Source organism: Paenibacillus sp. FSL P4-0113 (genome assembly GCF_038009305.1).
Classification (GTDB): Bacteria; Bacillota; Bacilli; order Paenibacillales; family Paenibacillaceae; genus Paenibacillus; species Paenibacillus polymyxa_D.
In genome coordinates, this window is record NZ_JBBPAZ010000001.1 from 3,163,031 (window position 1) to 3,179,338 (window position 16,308).

General features: G+C 51.4%; 17 protein-coding genes. 1 reads left to right on the forward strand and 16 read right to left on the reverse strand.

Annotated features, from left to right (window positions below; genetic code table 11):
* Positions 1 to 125 precede the first annotated feature (125 nt).
* The 6 genes from MKX46_RS13465 to MKX46_RS13490 form a co-directional block, all read right to left on the reverse strand.
* Positions 126 to 530, reverse strand: coding sequence for a PIN domain-containing protein (locus MKX46_RS13465; RefSeq protein WP_341071316.1), 405 nt, complete (start codon positions 528 to 530; stop codon positions 126 to 128).
* Entirely contained in the window at positions 531 to 770 is a 240-nt protein-coding gene (locus MKX46_RS13470; RefSeq protein WP_016822811.1) for a hypothetical protein, read from the reverse strand. It lies immediately after the preceding gene.
* A gap of 64 nt (positions 771 to 834) precedes the next feature.
* A complete protein-coding gene (locus tag MKX46_RS13475; protein ID WP_029518579.1) occupies positions 835 to 1,407 on the reverse strand; it encodes a hypothetical protein in 573 nt (190 codons plus the stop codon).
* Between the two features lie 22 nt (positions 1,408 to 1,429).
* The gene (locus tag MKX46_RS13480; protein ID WP_069010059.1) at positions 1,430 to 3,100 is read right to left on the reverse strand and encodes an ABC1 kinase family protein; all 1,671 of its coding nucleotides are present in this window, start codon (positions 3,098 to 3,100) and stop codon (positions 1,430 to 1,432) included.
* Position 3,101: 1 nt separating this feature from the next.
* The gene (locus MKX46_RS13485; RefSeq protein ID WP_013312404.1) at positions 3,102 to 3,461 is read right to left on the reverse strand and encodes a phasin family protein; all 360 of its coding nucleotides are present in this window, start codon (positions 3,459 to 3,461) and stop codon (positions 3,102 to 3,104) included.
* Positions 3,462 to 3,564: 103 nt separating this feature from the next.
* Positions 3,565 to 4,203, reverse strand: a complete 639-nt coding sequence (locus MKX46_RS13490; protein ID WP_069010060.1) for a ThuA domain-containing protein — start codon at positions 4,201 to 4,203, stop codon at positions 3,565 to 3,567.
* Positions 4,204 to 4,642: 439 nt separating this feature from the next.
* Here MKX46_RS13490 and MKX46_RS13495 point away from each other — a divergent pair, with 439 nt between their 5' ends.
* Entirely contained in the window at positions 4,643 to 5,092 is a 450-nt protein-coding gene (locus MKX46_RS13495; RefSeq protein WP_025721620.1) for an AbrB/MazE/SpoVT family DNA-binding domain-containing protein, read from the forward strand.
* Positions 5,093 to 5,227: 135 nt separating this feature from the next.
* Here the strand turns inward: MKX46_RS13495 and MKX46_RS13500 are convergent, their stop codons facing one another.
* From MKX46_RS13500 to cobJ, 10 genes are all read right to left on the reverse strand, one after another.
* Positions 5,228 to 6,685 carry a cobyrinate a,c-diamide synthase gene (locus MKX46_RS13500; RefSeq protein WP_069010061.1) on the reverse strand — a complete coding sequence of 486 codons (1,458 nt, stop codon included), beginning with the start codon at positions 6,683 to 6,685 and terminating at the stop codon, positions 5,228 to 5,230.
* The gene (locus tag MKX46_RS13505) at positions 6,678 to 7,766 is read right to left on the reverse strand and encodes a cobalt-precorrin 5A hydrolase (RefSeq protein ID WP_069010063.1); all 1,089 of its coding nucleotides are present in this window, start codon (positions 7,764 to 7,766) and stop codon (positions 6,678 to 6,680) included. Before MKX46_RS13505 ends, MKX46_RS13500 begins: the two co-directional genes overlap by 8 nt.
* On the reverse strand, positions 7,759 to 8,553 hold the full coding sequence (gene cobM, locus MKX46_RS13510) for a precorrin-4 C(11)-methyltransferase (RefSeq protein ID WP_069010065.1): 795 nt from the start codon (positions 8,551 to 8,553) through the stop codon (positions 7,759 to 7,761). Before cobM ends, MKX46_RS13505 begins: the two co-directional genes overlap by 8 nt.
* Positions 8,550 to 9,266 (reverse strand): precorrin-2 C(20)-methyltransferase, encoded by a 717-nt coding sequence (cobI, locus tag MKX46_RS13515; RefSeq protein ID WP_069010067.1) that lies wholly within the window; start codon positions 9,264 to 9,266, stop codon positions 8,550 to 8,552. Before cobI ends, cobM begins: the two co-directional genes overlap by 4 nt.
* A gap of 31 nt (positions 9,267 to 9,297) precedes the next feature.
* The gene (locus MKX46_RS13520) at positions 9,298 to 10,554 is read right to left on the reverse strand and encodes a bifunctional cobalt-precorrin-7 (C(5))-methyltransferase/cobalt-precorrin-6B (C(15))-methyltransferase (RefSeq protein WP_069010069.1); all 1,257 of its coding nucleotides are present in this window, start codon (positions 10,552 to 10,554) and stop codon (positions 9,298 to 9,300) included.
* On the reverse strand, positions 10,547 to 11,692 hold the full coding sequence (locus MKX46_RS13525) for a cobalt-precorrin-5B (C(1))-methyltransferase (protein WP_341071317.1): 1,146 nt from the start codon (positions 11,690 to 11,692) through the stop codon (positions 10,547 to 10,549). The genes MKX46_RS13520 and MKX46_RS13525 overlap by 8 nt, the downstream gene beginning before the upstream one ends.
* A gap of 79 nt (positions 11,693 to 11,771) precedes the next feature.
* Positions 11,772 to 12,416 (reverse strand): precorrin-8X methylmutase, encoded by a 645-nt coding sequence (locus MKX46_RS13530; RefSeq protein ID WP_069012857.1) that lies wholly within the window; start codon positions 12,414 to 12,416, stop codon positions 11,772 to 11,774.
* Positions 12,417 to 12,584: 168 nt separating this feature from the next.
* Positions 12,585 to 13,364 carry a precorrin-6A reductase gene (gene cobK / locus MKX46_RS13535; protein ID WP_341071318.1) on the reverse strand — a complete coding sequence of 260 codons (780 nt, stop codon included), beginning with the start codon at positions 13,362 to 13,364 and terminating at the stop codon, positions 12,585 to 12,587.
* On the reverse strand, positions 13,361 to 14,416 hold the full coding sequence (locus tag MKX46_RS13540; protein ID WP_341071319.1) for a sirohydrochlorin chelatase: 1,056 nt from the start codon (positions 14,414 to 14,416) through the stop codon (positions 13,361 to 13,363). Before MKX46_RS13540 ends, cobK begins: the two co-directional genes overlap by 4 nt.
* A 90-nt stretch (positions 14,417 to 14,506) precedes the next feature.
* The gene (gene cobJ / locus MKX46_RS13545) at positions 14,507 to 16,288 is read right to left on the reverse strand and encodes a precorrin-3B C(17)-methyltransferase (RefSeq protein WP_341071320.1); all 1,782 of its coding nucleotides are present in this window, start codon (positions 16,286 to 16,288) and stop codon (positions 14,507 to 14,509) included.
* Positions 16,289 to 16,308: the final 20 nt, after the last annotated feature.

Genomic DNA, 16,308 nt, shown 5'->3' on the forward strand with positions numbered 1-16,308 from the left:
GTAAGGGGTTCGCAGAGACGAATGAGTTAAAAGGCTGTTTATAGAAAGAAATCATCTATTCCCTTGGAATATCGTTCATTTACTTCATCTTATTCGTTTTCTTATATTTAAAATTTTTGCAATTCCTAAGATTCTAACCTGCTAAAGTTGATCACCTTAACTTCATACTCAGACTCCGCGAACTGTAAATCTTGATCCGCCGTAACCAGTACCAATTGGTTTATAATAACTGTCGCAAGAATCAACGCATCTGGGGTCTTGAGCTTTCTTGCAAACTTATCTTTTTGTTCTCTTCTGATACGCCCCGCTTTAACTGCGATCTCTGAATTAACTGCAATAAATTCCCCGCCAAGAAAAGGTATCGAATCTAAGTCAGTATTAGTAGGCAACCCGGCTATAAACTCGGACTGAGTTATAACAGAAAAGAAGATATTCTCTTTATCTTTCTCAGCTTGTCGTATTACTCTATCCAAAGATGAGTCAAGTCTATGAAGGGCAATAGCTGCATTCGTATCAAATAGATACCCCATCTAATCCCAATCCTCTCTGGATTGTTTAACACTCTCTTCGATCTCAAGTAATTGCTCCTTGCTTAGACTGCCTCGAGAATTTAAAACAGCTTGCAACCCTTTTGGTAACGGGGACTCTAAATCAATAACCTCAGTTTCCCCCTGTTTATTTTCTATAGTAACTTTTGATGGTTCAAACCCAATATCACGAAGGAGACTTAGGAGACGTATTCGATGTATATCCGTTAATTTTTTTGCCACTAAAATCACTCCTTAGCAAAAGATTAGTTTCCGTTCATAGCTTGTTTAATTCGTTTTCTTATATTTAAAATTTTCGCAATTCCTGCACAAGCTCCGATAGGGCTTCAGCAATCTCAGAGTCTGCATGGTGCTGGAGTAAACTCTCAAAGTCAGGCAGTGCTTGCTTCAATAATCGATAGCTATAGTCATAATAACTCCAAAAAGCTACCGGATCATAACCACGTGCTTCTTCCTCTTCCCATTCCAGTTCATCTTCTTCTGGATCGCTGTCTGCTGACCATAGATATTTTTCGTCCAGCAGCATGGTTAGGGATTCAACAGACTTCTGTGAATCCTCTTGTGCATTTTCCATGTCCAATGCTCCAACAACCGCATGGTACAGTTCCAACTCACTCGGCGTGATATCATCCGAATTTCTCGTATGCAAATTACGCAATAAGAAGAGTAACACCCACGGCGTAACCTGCCACAGTGTGCCTTGATGCTCTATCAGATCAGCAATGGCTGCGTACTCCCCATTGGATATCAATTGCGGCAACTCCGTGCCTCTACCATAAGGAGTAGTCAGGCGGTGCCAAGGCACCTCTGCAATTTGGAGACCATCCATTAGGGCAGTGTTCATCTTATGAGTATCCATAACTCTCCTTTCTGGTCGGTATCTAAAACCTTCCCGATTTAAAAATGGAATACAGTAAAAAGGCAACCATTAAGAGAGCGACAACAAAGCCGATTTCAATAGCAGGTACATTCCACAGCATGGTCGCCTGATGATTCAGCGATGAACCGATAATCAGTCCGACCATAATAATGCTGAACGCTAACAGCACGATACTGAATGACAGGCGGTTGCTGATCTGATCCAGCCTGCGCAGAAGCATTTCCAGCTCCGGCACAGTAACCTCCAGCTTAAGCTTGCCCTTGCCGATAATCGAGGCTAAATGCCTCGCCTGTCCTGGCAGTTCCATCAGCGCTTCCACCAGCTCAGTCGCACCGCCGAGCAGCTTGCCTCGGATACGACGACCGCTGAAGCGTTCCTTCAGCAGCCTGTTACCAAAGGGCTCAGCCAAAGCGATAATACTGAGATCAGGGTCCAGATGCTCCACGACCCCCTCCAGTGTCAGCAACGCCTTGCCTAGCAACAGGACGTCCGACGGCAAACCAATCCGATGGCGCTGCGCTGCGCCAAACAGGTCGTTCAAAGCATCACCAATACTGACCTGTGAAAAAGGAACGTCTGAGTAATCTTCGCGTATCTTGTCCAGATCGGCACGTAGCGCATTCAGGTTGGTATCCGGTTCGACCAGCCCCAAACGTGCGATAGACCGAACCATGGCATCGGTATTTTTGCGCATCAGGGCAATAATGAGGGAAGCGAGATGATTCTTCATCTCTTCGCTCAGCCTTCCCGTCATGCCAAAGTCCAAATAAGCGAGACTACCATTTTTCAGAACGAGTAAATTCCCCGGATGGGGATCGGCATGAAAAAATCCCTCTATAAAAATTTGATGCAACATGCTGTTCACCAGCCGCTGCGCCAGTTCTTTCAAGTTATATCCACGGCGTAATAGCTCTTCACGACTACCCAAGTGAGTTCCGTCTAGAAACTCCATGGTCAGTATACGGGAAGAGGTATGATCCCAGTATATTTTCGGAATATAGATATGTGGGTCCTGCTCAAATTGGAGCGCAATCTTCTCTGTATTACGGGCTTCGTGGTTGTAATCCAACTCCTGAATGAGCGATCTCCCCAGCTCCTCTACCATCTGGCGAAGCTGATACCGCTCTACCCATTCCCAGCGCTTGGCTGCCATTGCGGTCAGTTCCCGCAAAATGTCCAAATCTCGCCGAATGATGCGATTAACGCCAGGACGCTGGATTTTAATGGCGACCATTTCGCCGCTGTGCAGCTTGCCCAAATGCACTTGCCCGATCGAAGCAGCGGCCAGCGGAACATCGTCAAAACGAACCAGTATGTCCTCTAATGACGTGTCCAGCTCCTGCTCCAGAATGCCACGCGCCGTTTCAGATGAAAACGGCGGTACCTGATCCTGAAGCTTAACCAGCTCACGGATAATAGGCTCCGGCAGCAGGTCAGCACGTGTGCTTGCCAACTGTCCAAGCTTGATGAATGCAGGCCCCAGATCCTCCAGCACAAGTCGAATCCGTTCACCTAACGTTTTGGACTCGGGAGTTTCTCTCGTCAGCCACTTGCGAGGCAGTGACAGTAGCTGGAACAGTCCCATTTCTTCCACCATATAGCCAAAGCCATGACGCGCCAGCGCCATGGCAATTTCCCGGTAACGACCGGCGTGCTTCATACGAACCGCCATTTTAATCCAGCCGGTTCGCTTCTTCAGCGTCGCTCGAACCCGTAAGCGCCGCCTTTTCTTTTTCCAGCTCCGCTACCTGTTTTTCCAACAATGCCACACGCTGCTCCAAACTTGTGACATCATTTTCGGTAGGTACTTCCAGCTCCTGCAAAATGCGGCTAACCTGTTCGCGGATCACTGTTTTGAATTGTCCCTGTTCCTCTGCCCCTCGTTCGATCAGACGATCGACCAGTGCTTTGGATTCCGAAGGCGCAAGTTCTCCGCGGTTTACAAGATCCTCGACGGCTTTCTCCACCTTTTCTTTGCTGACAACGGTGAGGCCCCACCCCAATGAGATGGCTTTTTTGAACAAATCGCTCATAATATATCCTCCCCTACCTGTGATTACCTACTAGTATAACCTGAAAAGGGGAGCTGCATAAAGCTCGCAGCTCCCCTTCCTCAATGAATGGAATGATCTATGTTTAACCCGGAAAGCGTCCAGCCCACTTAGCAGCCTGAAGCAGCAGCTTACGGTATCTCTCGTGCTGGAAACTTGGCTGATTATGTCCAGGCATCAGGTAGACGACCCGACCCAAGCCATAGGACAGTGACCATGCAGCCGGCCACCACTGACCTTCATACTCGTATTCCATCAGTAGTGTTTTTTCAGTGAATGGATCAAAATCAAAACGATATGGCTCCTCTTGCATCTCGAACGGTTCGATTCCTTCCATAATCGGATGATCCGGCTCTGTTACCTTGAAGGAAAGCTGCTCCGCTGCCGGATGCCGCAGGAAGCGTGCTCCCATGAGCTGTGCTATTTCATAACGTCCTTGCAATGTGATTCCGTTATGCAGCACAAGCAGTCCACCTCCGCCGCTAACATAGGACAGCAGTCCTGCTGTTTGTTGAGGAGACAGAACCTCCTTACGGCTATCACAATACGAGATGCATAGATCGAATGAGGCTAGATTTTCCTTGAGCAGCATTTTACGATTTTCACTGCATTGTACCGTCATCCAATCCTGTAAAATATGGCTAATCTCTTCGTCCACCCCTTGCAGCGGGTGAAACTCCGGATACGAATAATCTCCTAACAACAATGCTTTTCTTTTTTCCATGATAAATCCTCCTTGCCTGACTTGTATATAAGGACTTTAAAGGCGGGGTCCGTGTCATTCATTCTTGTTTGTGGGGTCAAAACGCTCAGAAAATTCTGTTTGGCCCTCATTCATTTCCCATAACACCGCCATCATTGTCCGAGCTACGGCATATATAAATAATTCTACAGACGGCCTATTAAATCCTTTAGCAGAAGATTATAGCATATATGTTCGCTCGGAATAAACTTATTAAAACTTATTCAAAATTTATAAATCTGAACGATGGCGATTCGGCCTCTTTATGGTATACTCGTAAGAAAAAAAGTGCGTCCATGCTTGATTAACAATAAAGGGCCGCTTTTTGTAAGAAATTTATGCTTGCGGTTATAGAATTGATAAGAATTGCCTCAAACCTTATACATTCTATAAATCTTAAAAAACCGGGGAGGTTGCATGAATGAAAAGGACTGGAATGACCCGGCCCTTGGACAGCTTGGGGCGAATTGTGCTTCCTAAAGAGTTGCGCATGACGATGGAGATTGACATCGGCGATCCATTAGAGTTTTTTATTGAAGACCAGACACTCATGCTCCGTAAGTACAAATCAACCAACTGTATATTTTGCGGTGCGGTTGATACTAACACCTATTTTAAAGATCAGTTTATCTGCGATGAATGTGCGGCCTCGATGAAAACGGAAGATTTAGTTCCGGTCACAGCGACTGAAACCCATTCACCCCCACTTAAGCAAAACATGCATATGAAAAAAATTTATCAGCGCACAGACGTTATTTTGGAGAAAATGAGAGAGCTTATGGAAGAACATCCAGCATCTTCACAAAAACAACTCGCCTCCATGCTTGGCGTGAGTCAGGGAAGGATTTCCCAGCTGAAAAAGCTCATGTAAGTGAACCACCAAAAAAGTAATGTATACGCTTCCATACCATGTAAGGTTTAAATCTATTGAAATTTAGAAAAGCCGGCCCCTTTCAGGGAATCGGCTTCTTTTTGTTTATATGAAATGGTGGACTCGTTTGCAAAACTATGGACTGTAAGCCCGGCATTGTTCCACCCAGCGTGCTGCCGCTTTGGGAAGAGAAGCGAGATGAACATGCGTGTAGGCTGCCAAAAGATTCCCTTTCGCATAGCCTTCGCTCTGAAGACCACGCATCCCCTTGGTTTGATAGGCGTAGGAGTAGGGGGCGGATGATTCGTCATAGTGCATGACAGAATAATGAAATTCATGTCCCCGAATGGTCTGTCCAGCCTCCAGCAGTAAGCAATCCTGCAAAGCTGTTGCTTCACGGTATCCCAGTGCGGCCCGTTTCTCCTGCATGCGGACGTCCGACGGAATAACTCCGGCCATGTGATGGGCATTCCCCATACGATCCGTAAGAGTCCGTGCCAGTACCATATAACCGCCGCATTCGGCGAATACTGGCATATCCCGGCTCACCGCGTTGCGGATATCTTCCAAAAAACCCGTATTTGCAGCGATATCTGCGGCAAACTCTTCAGGGAAACCGCCGCCCAGGTATAGGCCGCTTGCCTGCTCAGGTACGCGTTCTCCCGCCAGCGGACTGAAATAGACAATCTCTGCTCCCGCCTGACGCAGCAAATCCATATTTTCCGGGTAGTAAAAATTGAACGCAGCATCTCTGGCGACGGCGATGACGGGACGTTCCCCGGTATCAGCTTCATGCCCTGCTGATGGAAGCCGATTCAGGGAAAATAATGGGTGCTCGGGCGGGCTGGGCGGCGGAGCCGAATCTGCCAATGCCCGCAGTGCATCCAGATCCGTACCCGCGCGGATCAGCTCTGCCGCCCGTTGGAAAAGCGGCTCCAGCTCGCCGCGTTCCACAGCCGGTACTAAACCCAGATGACGCTCGGGAATATCCAGCCCGTCATCACGCTTTAACCAGCCGAGCACAGGGATGCCGCACTCCTGCTCGATCGCCTTTTTGACGATGCCATAGTGCCCTTGGCTACCGCAGCGATTCACAATTACGCCCACAATGCGTAGCTTGGGCTCCAAGCGCTGAAAGCCGAGCACAATAGCGGCGGCGCTTCGTGCCATACTGCGCACGTCGACCACCAGCAATACAGGGCTGTCCGTCAGCATGGCGATTTCAGCGGTCGAGCCGGTATTGCTGAGCGGGTCCTTGCCGTCATACAGCCCCATGACGCCTTCAATCACGGAAATATCCGCGCCTTCGGAAGCACGGATAAAGGTTTCACGCACCGTATCCGGTGAGGTCATCCATGAATCCAGATTACGGGAAGATGTCCCTGTCGCGGCCGTATGATAGGTGGGATCGATATAATCCGGCCCGCATTTAAACCCCTGCACTCGCAGGCCGCTGTCGGCGAACGCCTTCATCAGCCCGAGGGTAACAGTCGTTTTGCCTGCGCCGCTGCCTGTTCCGGCAACAACAATACGGCTTCTGCGCGTAGCGGCAGACGGATCAGACTGTACAGCCTGCTTCATGATGTCAGTCATAGGAAACCCGCGCTACAGACAACGTCATATTGCCGCTTTTTTTCTTCTCCAGCAGCCAATGGTCTGCACCGGAGGACAACAAGGCTGAAGGTTCACTGACCCCATATGCACCAGTGTATTTAAAGACGGTTTCCGATGGATTGGGAAGCTGCACCGTATTCAGCTCTGACGGAGTATACGTCACCAGTTCCCAACCGTATTTGGCGCAAAGGGCAAGTAAGCCCTCTTCGTCCTTTTTCAAATCAATGGTGGCAATATTCCGTACGCTTTTCACGGACAAACGCAGCTCTTGCAAGGTGTTCAGCACACCCGCTTCCAGCTCCTCTAATGCAGTCCCACGGTTGCAGCCAATGCCGAGTACCAAGCTTTTCGGACGGTACAGCACGCCATTAGAAAGAAGTTGCTCCTCTTCCTCCGGCTCCAATAAACGGTCGCTCACGACCAACGCGGCGTTAAACGGTTCTTGTAATGCTTCTGCCGTCGAAGCATATACCTTGATATGTCCAGGTACAGGCTTGTCATAACGCCACCAGTTCCGTTCGCCCGTCTCTTGTATGAGCGCAACAGGCTCCTCGTTCACAACAGCAGCGCTCACGGGAGTGGCCTTGTCGAAGCTATCGACCACCCAACCCAATTCTCGACCCAACATGTCCACCGGAATTGTGCCCTGCACGTCCGATGCAGTTGTGATTACCGCACGTGCGCCCAGCACAGCGGCTACATGGCGGGTCAATTCATTGGCGCCGCCCAAATGACCGGACAGCACGCTAATGACATGCTCCCCGCGATCATCAATGACGACTACCGCCGGGTCTACCTTTTTATCCACCAAAATTGGTGCAATCATACGAACCACTGCACCGAGAGATATAAATAAAATAATACCGTTATATTGTTTAAATAAATCCGGCAAGATCAGCTTGACCGAGCCTTCGAACAACTGAATGCCACGCTCCTGCTCGTCGCCACGCTCAAATTTGGACATGTAATACACATCCGTACCCGGAAAGCTGGCTCCCAGATTGCGGACCATTTCCACTCCATGCTTCGTGATCGCCACAGCGGCAAATGGATTACTCACCGGGCTTCACTCCCTTCCGGTAGCCGTGGGTGAACGACTTATCATACAGCTTGGAACGATGCGCGTCCTTGTCCACCAGCTCTGGGTCGAGCGCCCAGCCCGCCAAAATCATGGCATGCATCGTTATGCCTGCTGCACGCAAATCGGCGGGTAATTGAGCAAGCGTCGTGCGCACGATCTTTTGATCCGGCCAGGTCGCACGCTGTACAACCGCTACAGGCGTGTCCTCGCTCCAGCCTGCCGCCAGAAACTCAACGACCACCTTCTTCGCCAGCGTTGCGCTGAGGAATAAAGCCACTGTGCAGTGATGGGAAGCCAGATCACGCAGCTTTTCCCGATCCGGTACAGGTGTACGGCCTTCAGCACGCGTCAGAATGACGGTCTGTGTCAGATCAGGCACAGTTAGCTCTGCACCCAGCACGGCCGCAGAAGCAAAGACCGAGCTGACGCCCGGTACGATTTCGTAGGCTACTCCGCGCTGCTTCAGCAACACCATCTGTTCCAAAATGGCTCCGTACACTGCCGGATCGCCTGTATGTACGCGAGCTACACTGCATCCAGCCTGCACAGCCTCGCTCATAATCTCAACCTGCCGCTCCAGATCCATGCCTGAGCTTTGCAATACCTGCGCCTCTGGTTTGGCCGTGGCAATCAACTCGTCGTTCACGAGTGAATCCGTGTACAATACCACATCGGCCGTGCGTAGAAGCCGGGAGCCTTTGACCGTAATCAGCTCCGGATCGCCGGGACCTGCTCCTACGATATATACTTTGGGCTCCAACGTCATTTGCTCACCACCATTAAACTCAAATATTCAAGCTCCTGTCCGCGCAGCTCACGTGCGTTGCGCCATACCATTTCATAAGGAGAAGTGACCTTGGTAATGACCGATGCACAGTCCCCAAGATTAAGCTCATCCAGCACATCCAAAATCAAATCCAACACCTTGGCAACCTTAATAAACACGACCGTATCGTGATTCTCAATCGCCCGCTTCATCGCTTCCCGATCATCCGTAGCCGGTATAATACCGACCTGCTGATCTCCGTCTGCCAAAGGCAATTCCAGCGCTGCCGCTGCGCCCAACACAGACGAAATGCCCGGAATAGATACAATTGGCACCTCTGGATGGAGGTCCTTCATGAGTCGTGCCAAGTGAATAAAGGTACTGTACAGATTGGGGTCTCCCTCTGTGACAAAAGCTACATCCTTGCCTTCACGCAGCGCTTCCCAGCAAGCAACCACCGTTTTGTTCCACTCCCGCTCCAGTACAACCGGGTCCTTGGTCATTGGAAAAATGAGTCCTAGCATCTCCTTTTCCTCCGGGTTGACGTACAACTCCACGATCTCGTGAGCATACGATTTGCCTCCCCGGCGTTTCTTCGGATAAGCCACAACTGCACATTCCTGAATCATGCGATACGCCTTGACTGTAATCAGCTCGGGATCACCCGGCCCCACGCCTACGCCGTAAAGTGTTCCTGTTGCCGCCGTATTCATGCTGTCTCTCTCCCCCTCTTGAATTACCAGCTTACTCCCCTGCTACTTCATCAGCCACGTCTACCGACGGCTGTCCTGTAATGACATATATCGGATTGAGTCCGTCAAAACGCGTCATATTCAAAATCGGCTTGCTGCGCGCTGTTTGCAGTAACGTCACCGAAGTATCGAGTCCTGCTGTTTGCATCGCCTTCATACCGTCATGTAGCGTCTCAATCGTTGCAGCATTCACTACAATTCGTCCATCCTTACGCAGACGGGAAGCGCACAGACGAATCAGCTCGGACAATTCTCCCCCGCTCCCACCGATAAACACCGCATCCGGGTCTGGCAGCTCGTCCAATCCGGCAGGCGCTTTGGCATGAATAACCGGGAAATCGGTGCGGAATTTGATCTTGTTCGCTTCGACATTAGCCAGGTCGCCTTCGTTCTTCTCAATGGCAAACACTTGCCCATACTTGGCCAGTCGCGCACATTCTACCGCTACAGAACCAGAGCCTGCGCCGATGTCCCATACGATGCTCCGCTCGGTCAGACGCAGCTCGGACAAGCTGAATACGCGCACTTCACGCTTCGTAATCAGCCCTTTTTCCGGCTTGCGCTGGTGAAATTCCGCATCCTCGAAGCCAAATCCCCGCCGAATTGCAGGCACGTTTTCACCCTTACGGCGGCGCAAAATAACCACATTCAATGGTTGGAACGTTCTCTGCGCCATCTCTTCCAGCGTATAATGCTGATACACCTCATCCGGTCCGCCCAAATGCTCGCCGACAAAAGCATCATATTCCGTCATGCCATAATGCAGCAGATAGGCAGCGACTGCACCGGGATGATTCCGGTCGTCCGTCAACAGCGCGACCTTGTTCTGTCCGTCAATCCGCTGCGCCAGTCCGGTCATCGGGCGACCGTGTACGCTTTCCAGCACCGCATCCTGCCAGCTTTCACCGAGACGCGCAAACGCCAGCTGAACCGAGCTGAGATGCGGCATAATATCCAGATGTTCCGCCCCCAGCTTGGCAGACAAATAACCTGCAATTCCAAAAAAAAGCGGATCTCCGGACGCAAGCACGACAATATCCTTGTCCTCACGCAACCGTCCCAATTCTTCCACCACGGCGGATAAGCCGCTCTTTAATGTTCGTTTTTCCCCTGCGGCTGCCTTGAAAAATCCTAGCTGGCGTTCTCCACCAACCAGCAGGTCCGCACGCTCAATTTGCTCCAATGTTTCCTGCGACAGACCTGCCGCTCCATTTTCACCGATACCAATGACACGGATCACTTTACTCACCGACTCTCGCCCTCCCCAGCACGTTCCCTTTCAGCGTTATCAGTACCATTTCCACAACGATTCCACCACCTGCATGCTCCAGACAATGCTGACATCCATAGGTACACAGCTTTTCAAAAAAGCTCAGCGCATTCGCTTCGGTCATCATATCCGCCACCTGCGTAGCTGTATTCGCCTCTACCACTGCCGCTGCAAGCGACTCATCCACACCCGCTTCACGCGCGACCTCAGCCAAAAAGCCAAAATCCACCGGAGCGCTCTTGGAGTGAACCATCATGATACCTTGAGCGACCTTGGACAGCTTACCGGGCATACCGACGAGAATAATCTTTTTCATTCCCAGCCGTTTCCCATGCTTTATAGCAAAGCCAACAAAGTCCCCCATCTGAATAAAGGCCTCTTCCGTCAGCTGATCATACATTTGCATGGCGTATTTTTCACTGCTGCCGCCTGTGGTCAGGACTATCTCCTGGCAGTTCATCGCTTGCGCAACTGATATGGCCTGCACGACACTGGCTTTATAAGCTGACGTGGAAAACGGAACGACCACACCACGCGTGCCTAGTATGGAAATACCGCCAAGAATGCCAAGCCGCCCGTTCAGCGTTTTCTTGGCAATTTCTTCACCGTCCGGTACGCTGATGACGACACGGACACCTTTGGCCGATCCGTGCTCCTCAAGCACACCTGTCACAGCCTCCGTAATCATCCGGCGCGGCACCGGATTAATCGCTGCTTCTCCGACAGGCACAGGCAGACCGGGCTTCGTTACCCGCCCCACGCCGATGCCACCGTCCAGTTCAATGCCCGGCTCCTCGCGCCAGCTAACGGACGCGATAATTCTCGCCTGATGCGTGGCATCTGGGTCATCGCCACCGTCCTTGATCGTCGTGCAGGAAGCTTCGTCCGCGTCCAACACAGGCTCAATCAGCTCAAACGCCTGATCGAAGCCCGCGGGCAGCGATATCACTGCTTCCTTCGGCGGAATGCCCGTGATGAGCAGTTGTACCGCTCCTTTGGCTACTGCAGCCGCACAAGCTCCTGTCGTAAAGCCTGACCGCATTGGCTTGTCCGGTGCGGGAGCTTCACCGCTTTTCATCCGTTTGGGCTTGTCGGCGGACGCCGCTTCCTTTTCCATGACAATTCCTCCTTAACCTCTTCTGCTGATCATGTTCCAATTCATTTCATTTCATGATACAGCAAACGGACAACCGCATCTAGCGGACAGCCATTAAGGAGATCGCATTCAATGCTGCTACGACAATTGTACTGCCGCCCTTGCGTCCAATATTCGTAATGAACGGAATATCCAGCTTGCGCAGCTCGTCCTTGGATTCTGCCGCCGATACGAAGCCTACGGGCATGCCAATCACCAGTCCGGGCTTGGCCGCTCCTTCTTTCACCAGACGAATCAGCTCCAGCAACGCTGTCGGCGCATTACCAATCGCATAGATACCACCTTCGCTCGCCTGAATCGCTTTGCGCATCGAAATAATGGCGCGTGTCGTATTCAGCCTTTTCGCTTCTTCCATGACGTCAGGGTCAGATATGTACACATGCACATCCCCACCAAATTGACGGATACGATCCTTGCTCAGCCCCGCTTGAATCATCTGCACATCCGCCACTACCTGCTGTCCTGCGCGAATAGCTGCAATCCCGGCTTCAATCGCTTTTGGATGAAACACCATGCTGCGGCCCAGCTCAAAATCAGCAGATGCATGAATGACACGCTGTACAACGGGATATTGCTCTGCTGTAAAAGGATGCTCTCCCAATTCTTCTGTGATCATCTCGAAGCTTTTGCCTTCAATCTCCTGCGGCTGTACCGTTAGCGGTTTAAATTCTGTTTTGAAATCCATGGTAGACCACTCCCTTATGGAAAATTAGAAAATAGTTTAGGAAAATGACAATTCATTGCTACTAAAATCATGGATACCTGTAAAAACACCTGTTTTAAGATGACTATATTTTAAATACATGCCAGAAGTCGTTCCTGATGAACTGGACTCGCAGGGGTAAGGCTCAACTCAAATTGAAGTTTTCTCTTTTGCTGTACGCAGTGCGTTGATGACTCCGTCGAAATGATCAAATACTGTGCCAAATTCCACTTCCGGCCTGGAAATCAAAAGTACGTGAATCCCCAGCTCCAATGCAGATTGAACCTTTTCATCCACTGCTCCCGTGCTTCCGCTTTCCTTGGTGACCATCACGGTCGTGCCATAGTGCTTGTACAATGCTTCGTTCATCTCGCGGGAAAAGGGTCCCTGCATGGCAATAATATTTTTTTGCTCCATGCCCAGTTCGCCGCATTTCTCCATATTGTCCAGGCGCGGCAGCATGCGTATAACCAGACGAATCTCCGGGTCTCCGAGTAAATGCTTGGTGAACGTGCCGAGCGTCTTACTGCCCGTCGTAAGCATTACAGAACCTTTGAGTTGCTTCGCTTCTAATGCGGCTTCTTCATAGGAAGACACGATGTGGAGCAACGGATGATTGTCATATACAAGTCCCGCCCGCTCGTAGCGAATATAAGGAACTCCGGACTCGCGAGCGGCTGTCATCGCATTCGCATGTGCTTCTTCCGCAAAAGGATGACTGGCATCAACAACCGCCTGTATTCCCTGCTCCCGAATCATTGTAGTCATTTCATCGGCTGTCATTCGGCCTGTACGTACGTCCAGCCCCGCTTCGGACAAGCTGGCCGCCGCGCTTTCGGTTACGACCGAGGTCAATACGTTGAAGCCATTGTCACGGATTTGCAGCGCCAATTCCCGAGCATCGCTCGTTCCGCATAGCATGAATATCATGAGCCCTTCACCTGCCCGCTTCCGTTCATCACAGATGGCGTATGTGAATGCTCGTGATGGTGATCATGGTCATCATGGCTGTGAGCATGGACATGCTCATGAGTGTGATCGTGGCTGTGTGTATGGTGATCATGATGGTCGTGCTCATGTGCATGATGGTGGTGGTGATGCTCATGTTCATGATGATGATCGTGGTCATGGTTATGGTCGTGGTGATGATGGTGATGCTCCTGCGCCTCCAGACGGAACTGGCAGTTATCACAATTGGCTGTAACCTTGCCGAACAAGCCTTCCTTAGCTCGCTCCAGCACCAGTTCAATCAATTGGGGATGGAAACCAAAATATCCGCCCATCTCCACTTGTAATGCAGGGTGAGCCTCGGCAAATTCCTGGGTCATTTCTCCGATGCGCTTAATTAGCACACCCGTGAACAGAAAATAGGGAAGCACGATAATCTTTTTGGCACCCAATCGTACACAACGCTCCAATCCATCGGGAAAGGAAGGCTGCGTCACACCGATAAAGCTGCTCTCTACCCATGTATAAGGAAGCTTCTCCCACAGCATACGGGTGATTTTGAAAAAGTCACTGTTCGCATCTGGATCGCTACTTCCGCGTCCTAATACAAGTACCGCCGTTTCTTCGTCAGATACCTCGACCGCGCTATTCATCCCCGCTGGAACTGCAACCGGACGGGCCTCTTTCAAGCGGCTTAGCAGAATGCTGACGATTTTCTCGTGAACACCAATCGGACGTCCGTATACAAATTCCACCTGCGGATATTTCGCCTTTGCCCGGTCAATAGCCATCGGAATATCAATTTTGGCATGTACCGCTGCGAACAAGATAATCGGAATAAGAACGACACGTGTCGCCCCTTTCTCCACACAAGTTTGCATCCCATCAGCAATGCTGGGACGTGCCAACTCCAAGAAACAGGTTTCCACGCACATTTCCGGTACCCGATCTGCCACTGCCTGTGCAAATTCCAGCAGTTCCTGGTTCCCCTCCGGGTCCCGACTTCCATGTCCAACCAACAATATTGCATCCACTGCTGTTGTTTCCTCCTCTTTAATAGGGATAGCCTGCATGACGCCCTATTATATATATGCTTGTATCCAGTTCATCAGGCCTTCAGTCCATTAATCACCACAAACCGCATTCACTTCTACCGTTGCTGGTGCATCCTCATGCCGGAACCCCGCAACGACACCTACACGCTTAAAAAATTTATGAAAACGCTCATTCGGATGCCCTTTTTCCTTATATTCAGCGATGACGTTCTCCACGATGTCGGTAATCTGATCACCCGGAATTCCTTCCGCTACAGGCTGAGCGGCATGAGCATTGCGGCCGAATTTTTTGCCACCGAGGAAGAGATCGTACCCACCCTTGCGATAGACGATTCCGATATCCTCCAGTACGGCTCCATAGCAGGCCATACCGCATCCGTTCAAAGCAATGCTCGTTTCCTTGGGTGCCTGTAATCCGCCAAGTACAACCTGTAAATGCTCAGCCACAGGCACCGAGTCATCCTTCTCCATATTGCAGAAGTCGCACGCCTTCACCCTAAACACATCGCCAATCGGCATGACAATGAATCGTTCATCCCGCAGCCGCCCGACCAGTTCCTCGGGGTCTGCACACGGCACGCGCAGCACGATCTGATGATCTGGCGTGTATTCCAGCTCGCCGTCATCACCCGCTACCTCAGCGAGCAGCGCCATCTGGCGAGCGGTGAACTTCTTGTTTCCCACACCCGGGGAAACGCCCACCTCAAATAGCGCAGGCTTGCCAAAGCCGCCTGTCGCCATCACGGCCGGGGCTCCCGCTCCGGCCACCGCTGACGTTCTGGCGGTGCTCTCGGCAGCAGGCGCTTGCCCGCTCCAGCGAGCGTTGGCTTCGCCAGGCAGCTTACCGCCGATAGCGAGGCGGCTTAGCGCCTCTGCTGCCAGCGATGCCGGGGCTGCGCCGGTTTGCACAGCAGTCGTTGCCTGCACGGCAGCCATCGCTTGCGGGCGTGCCTGCGTCGCAACCGAAGCGCCGCTCGCGGAGGGTCCAGTCACGGCTGGAGCTGCTCCAGCCTGCGACGCATCCAGCGACCACGGCTCCGCTTCCGTGCGGAGCCGCTGATGCGGCTTGAGCGCCTGCTCGGTCGCATCCAGCGTGTATTTGCGCTGATATCCGCGCGGAGTCACGATCAAGCCGTCATACACCGTCGTCGAGGAATTGCCGATGATTACAGTCGTCAGCATCCCGATATCATGGTTCAGCATATCTTCCAGCGTCGTTACAATAACTTGCTGACGTTCACGATAAGCACTCTTCACCAGCCCGACCGGAGTTTTCGGATCGCGGTAACGAAGCAAAATGGACTGTGTCTCCACAATTTGGCGGGTACGCCGACCACTGCGCGGGTTGTATAATGCAATCACAAAATCGGCCGAAGCCGCTGCTTCTACGCGCTTCACAATCGTTTCCCACGGGGTCAGATGATCACTCAGACTGATCGTGCAAGCATCATGCATAACCGGCGCCCCCAGCAACGAAGCACAGGACTGAATAGCCGAGATCCCCGGTACGACTTCTACCTCAACCCCGTCCTCGCGTCGCCAGCCTTTTTGCATCAACACTTCGTACACCAGCCCTGCCATGCCATAGACTCCTGCATCTCCACTGGAAATGACGGCTACCTTCTTGCCCATCTCTGCTTGGCGAACCGCCTCCTGCGCACGGCTCACTTCCTCTGTCATCCCTGTACGTACAATCTCCTGTCCGTTCAACAACGGACGGATCAAATCAACGTAGGTATTGTAGCCGATAATGACCTCACTTTCGGCCAGCGCATCCAGCGCCCGTTTTGTGATATGTTCCATATCTCCTGGTCCAAATCCAATCACCAGCAATTTTCCTAATGGGTTCATCGTGCTCCTCCTATTCATCC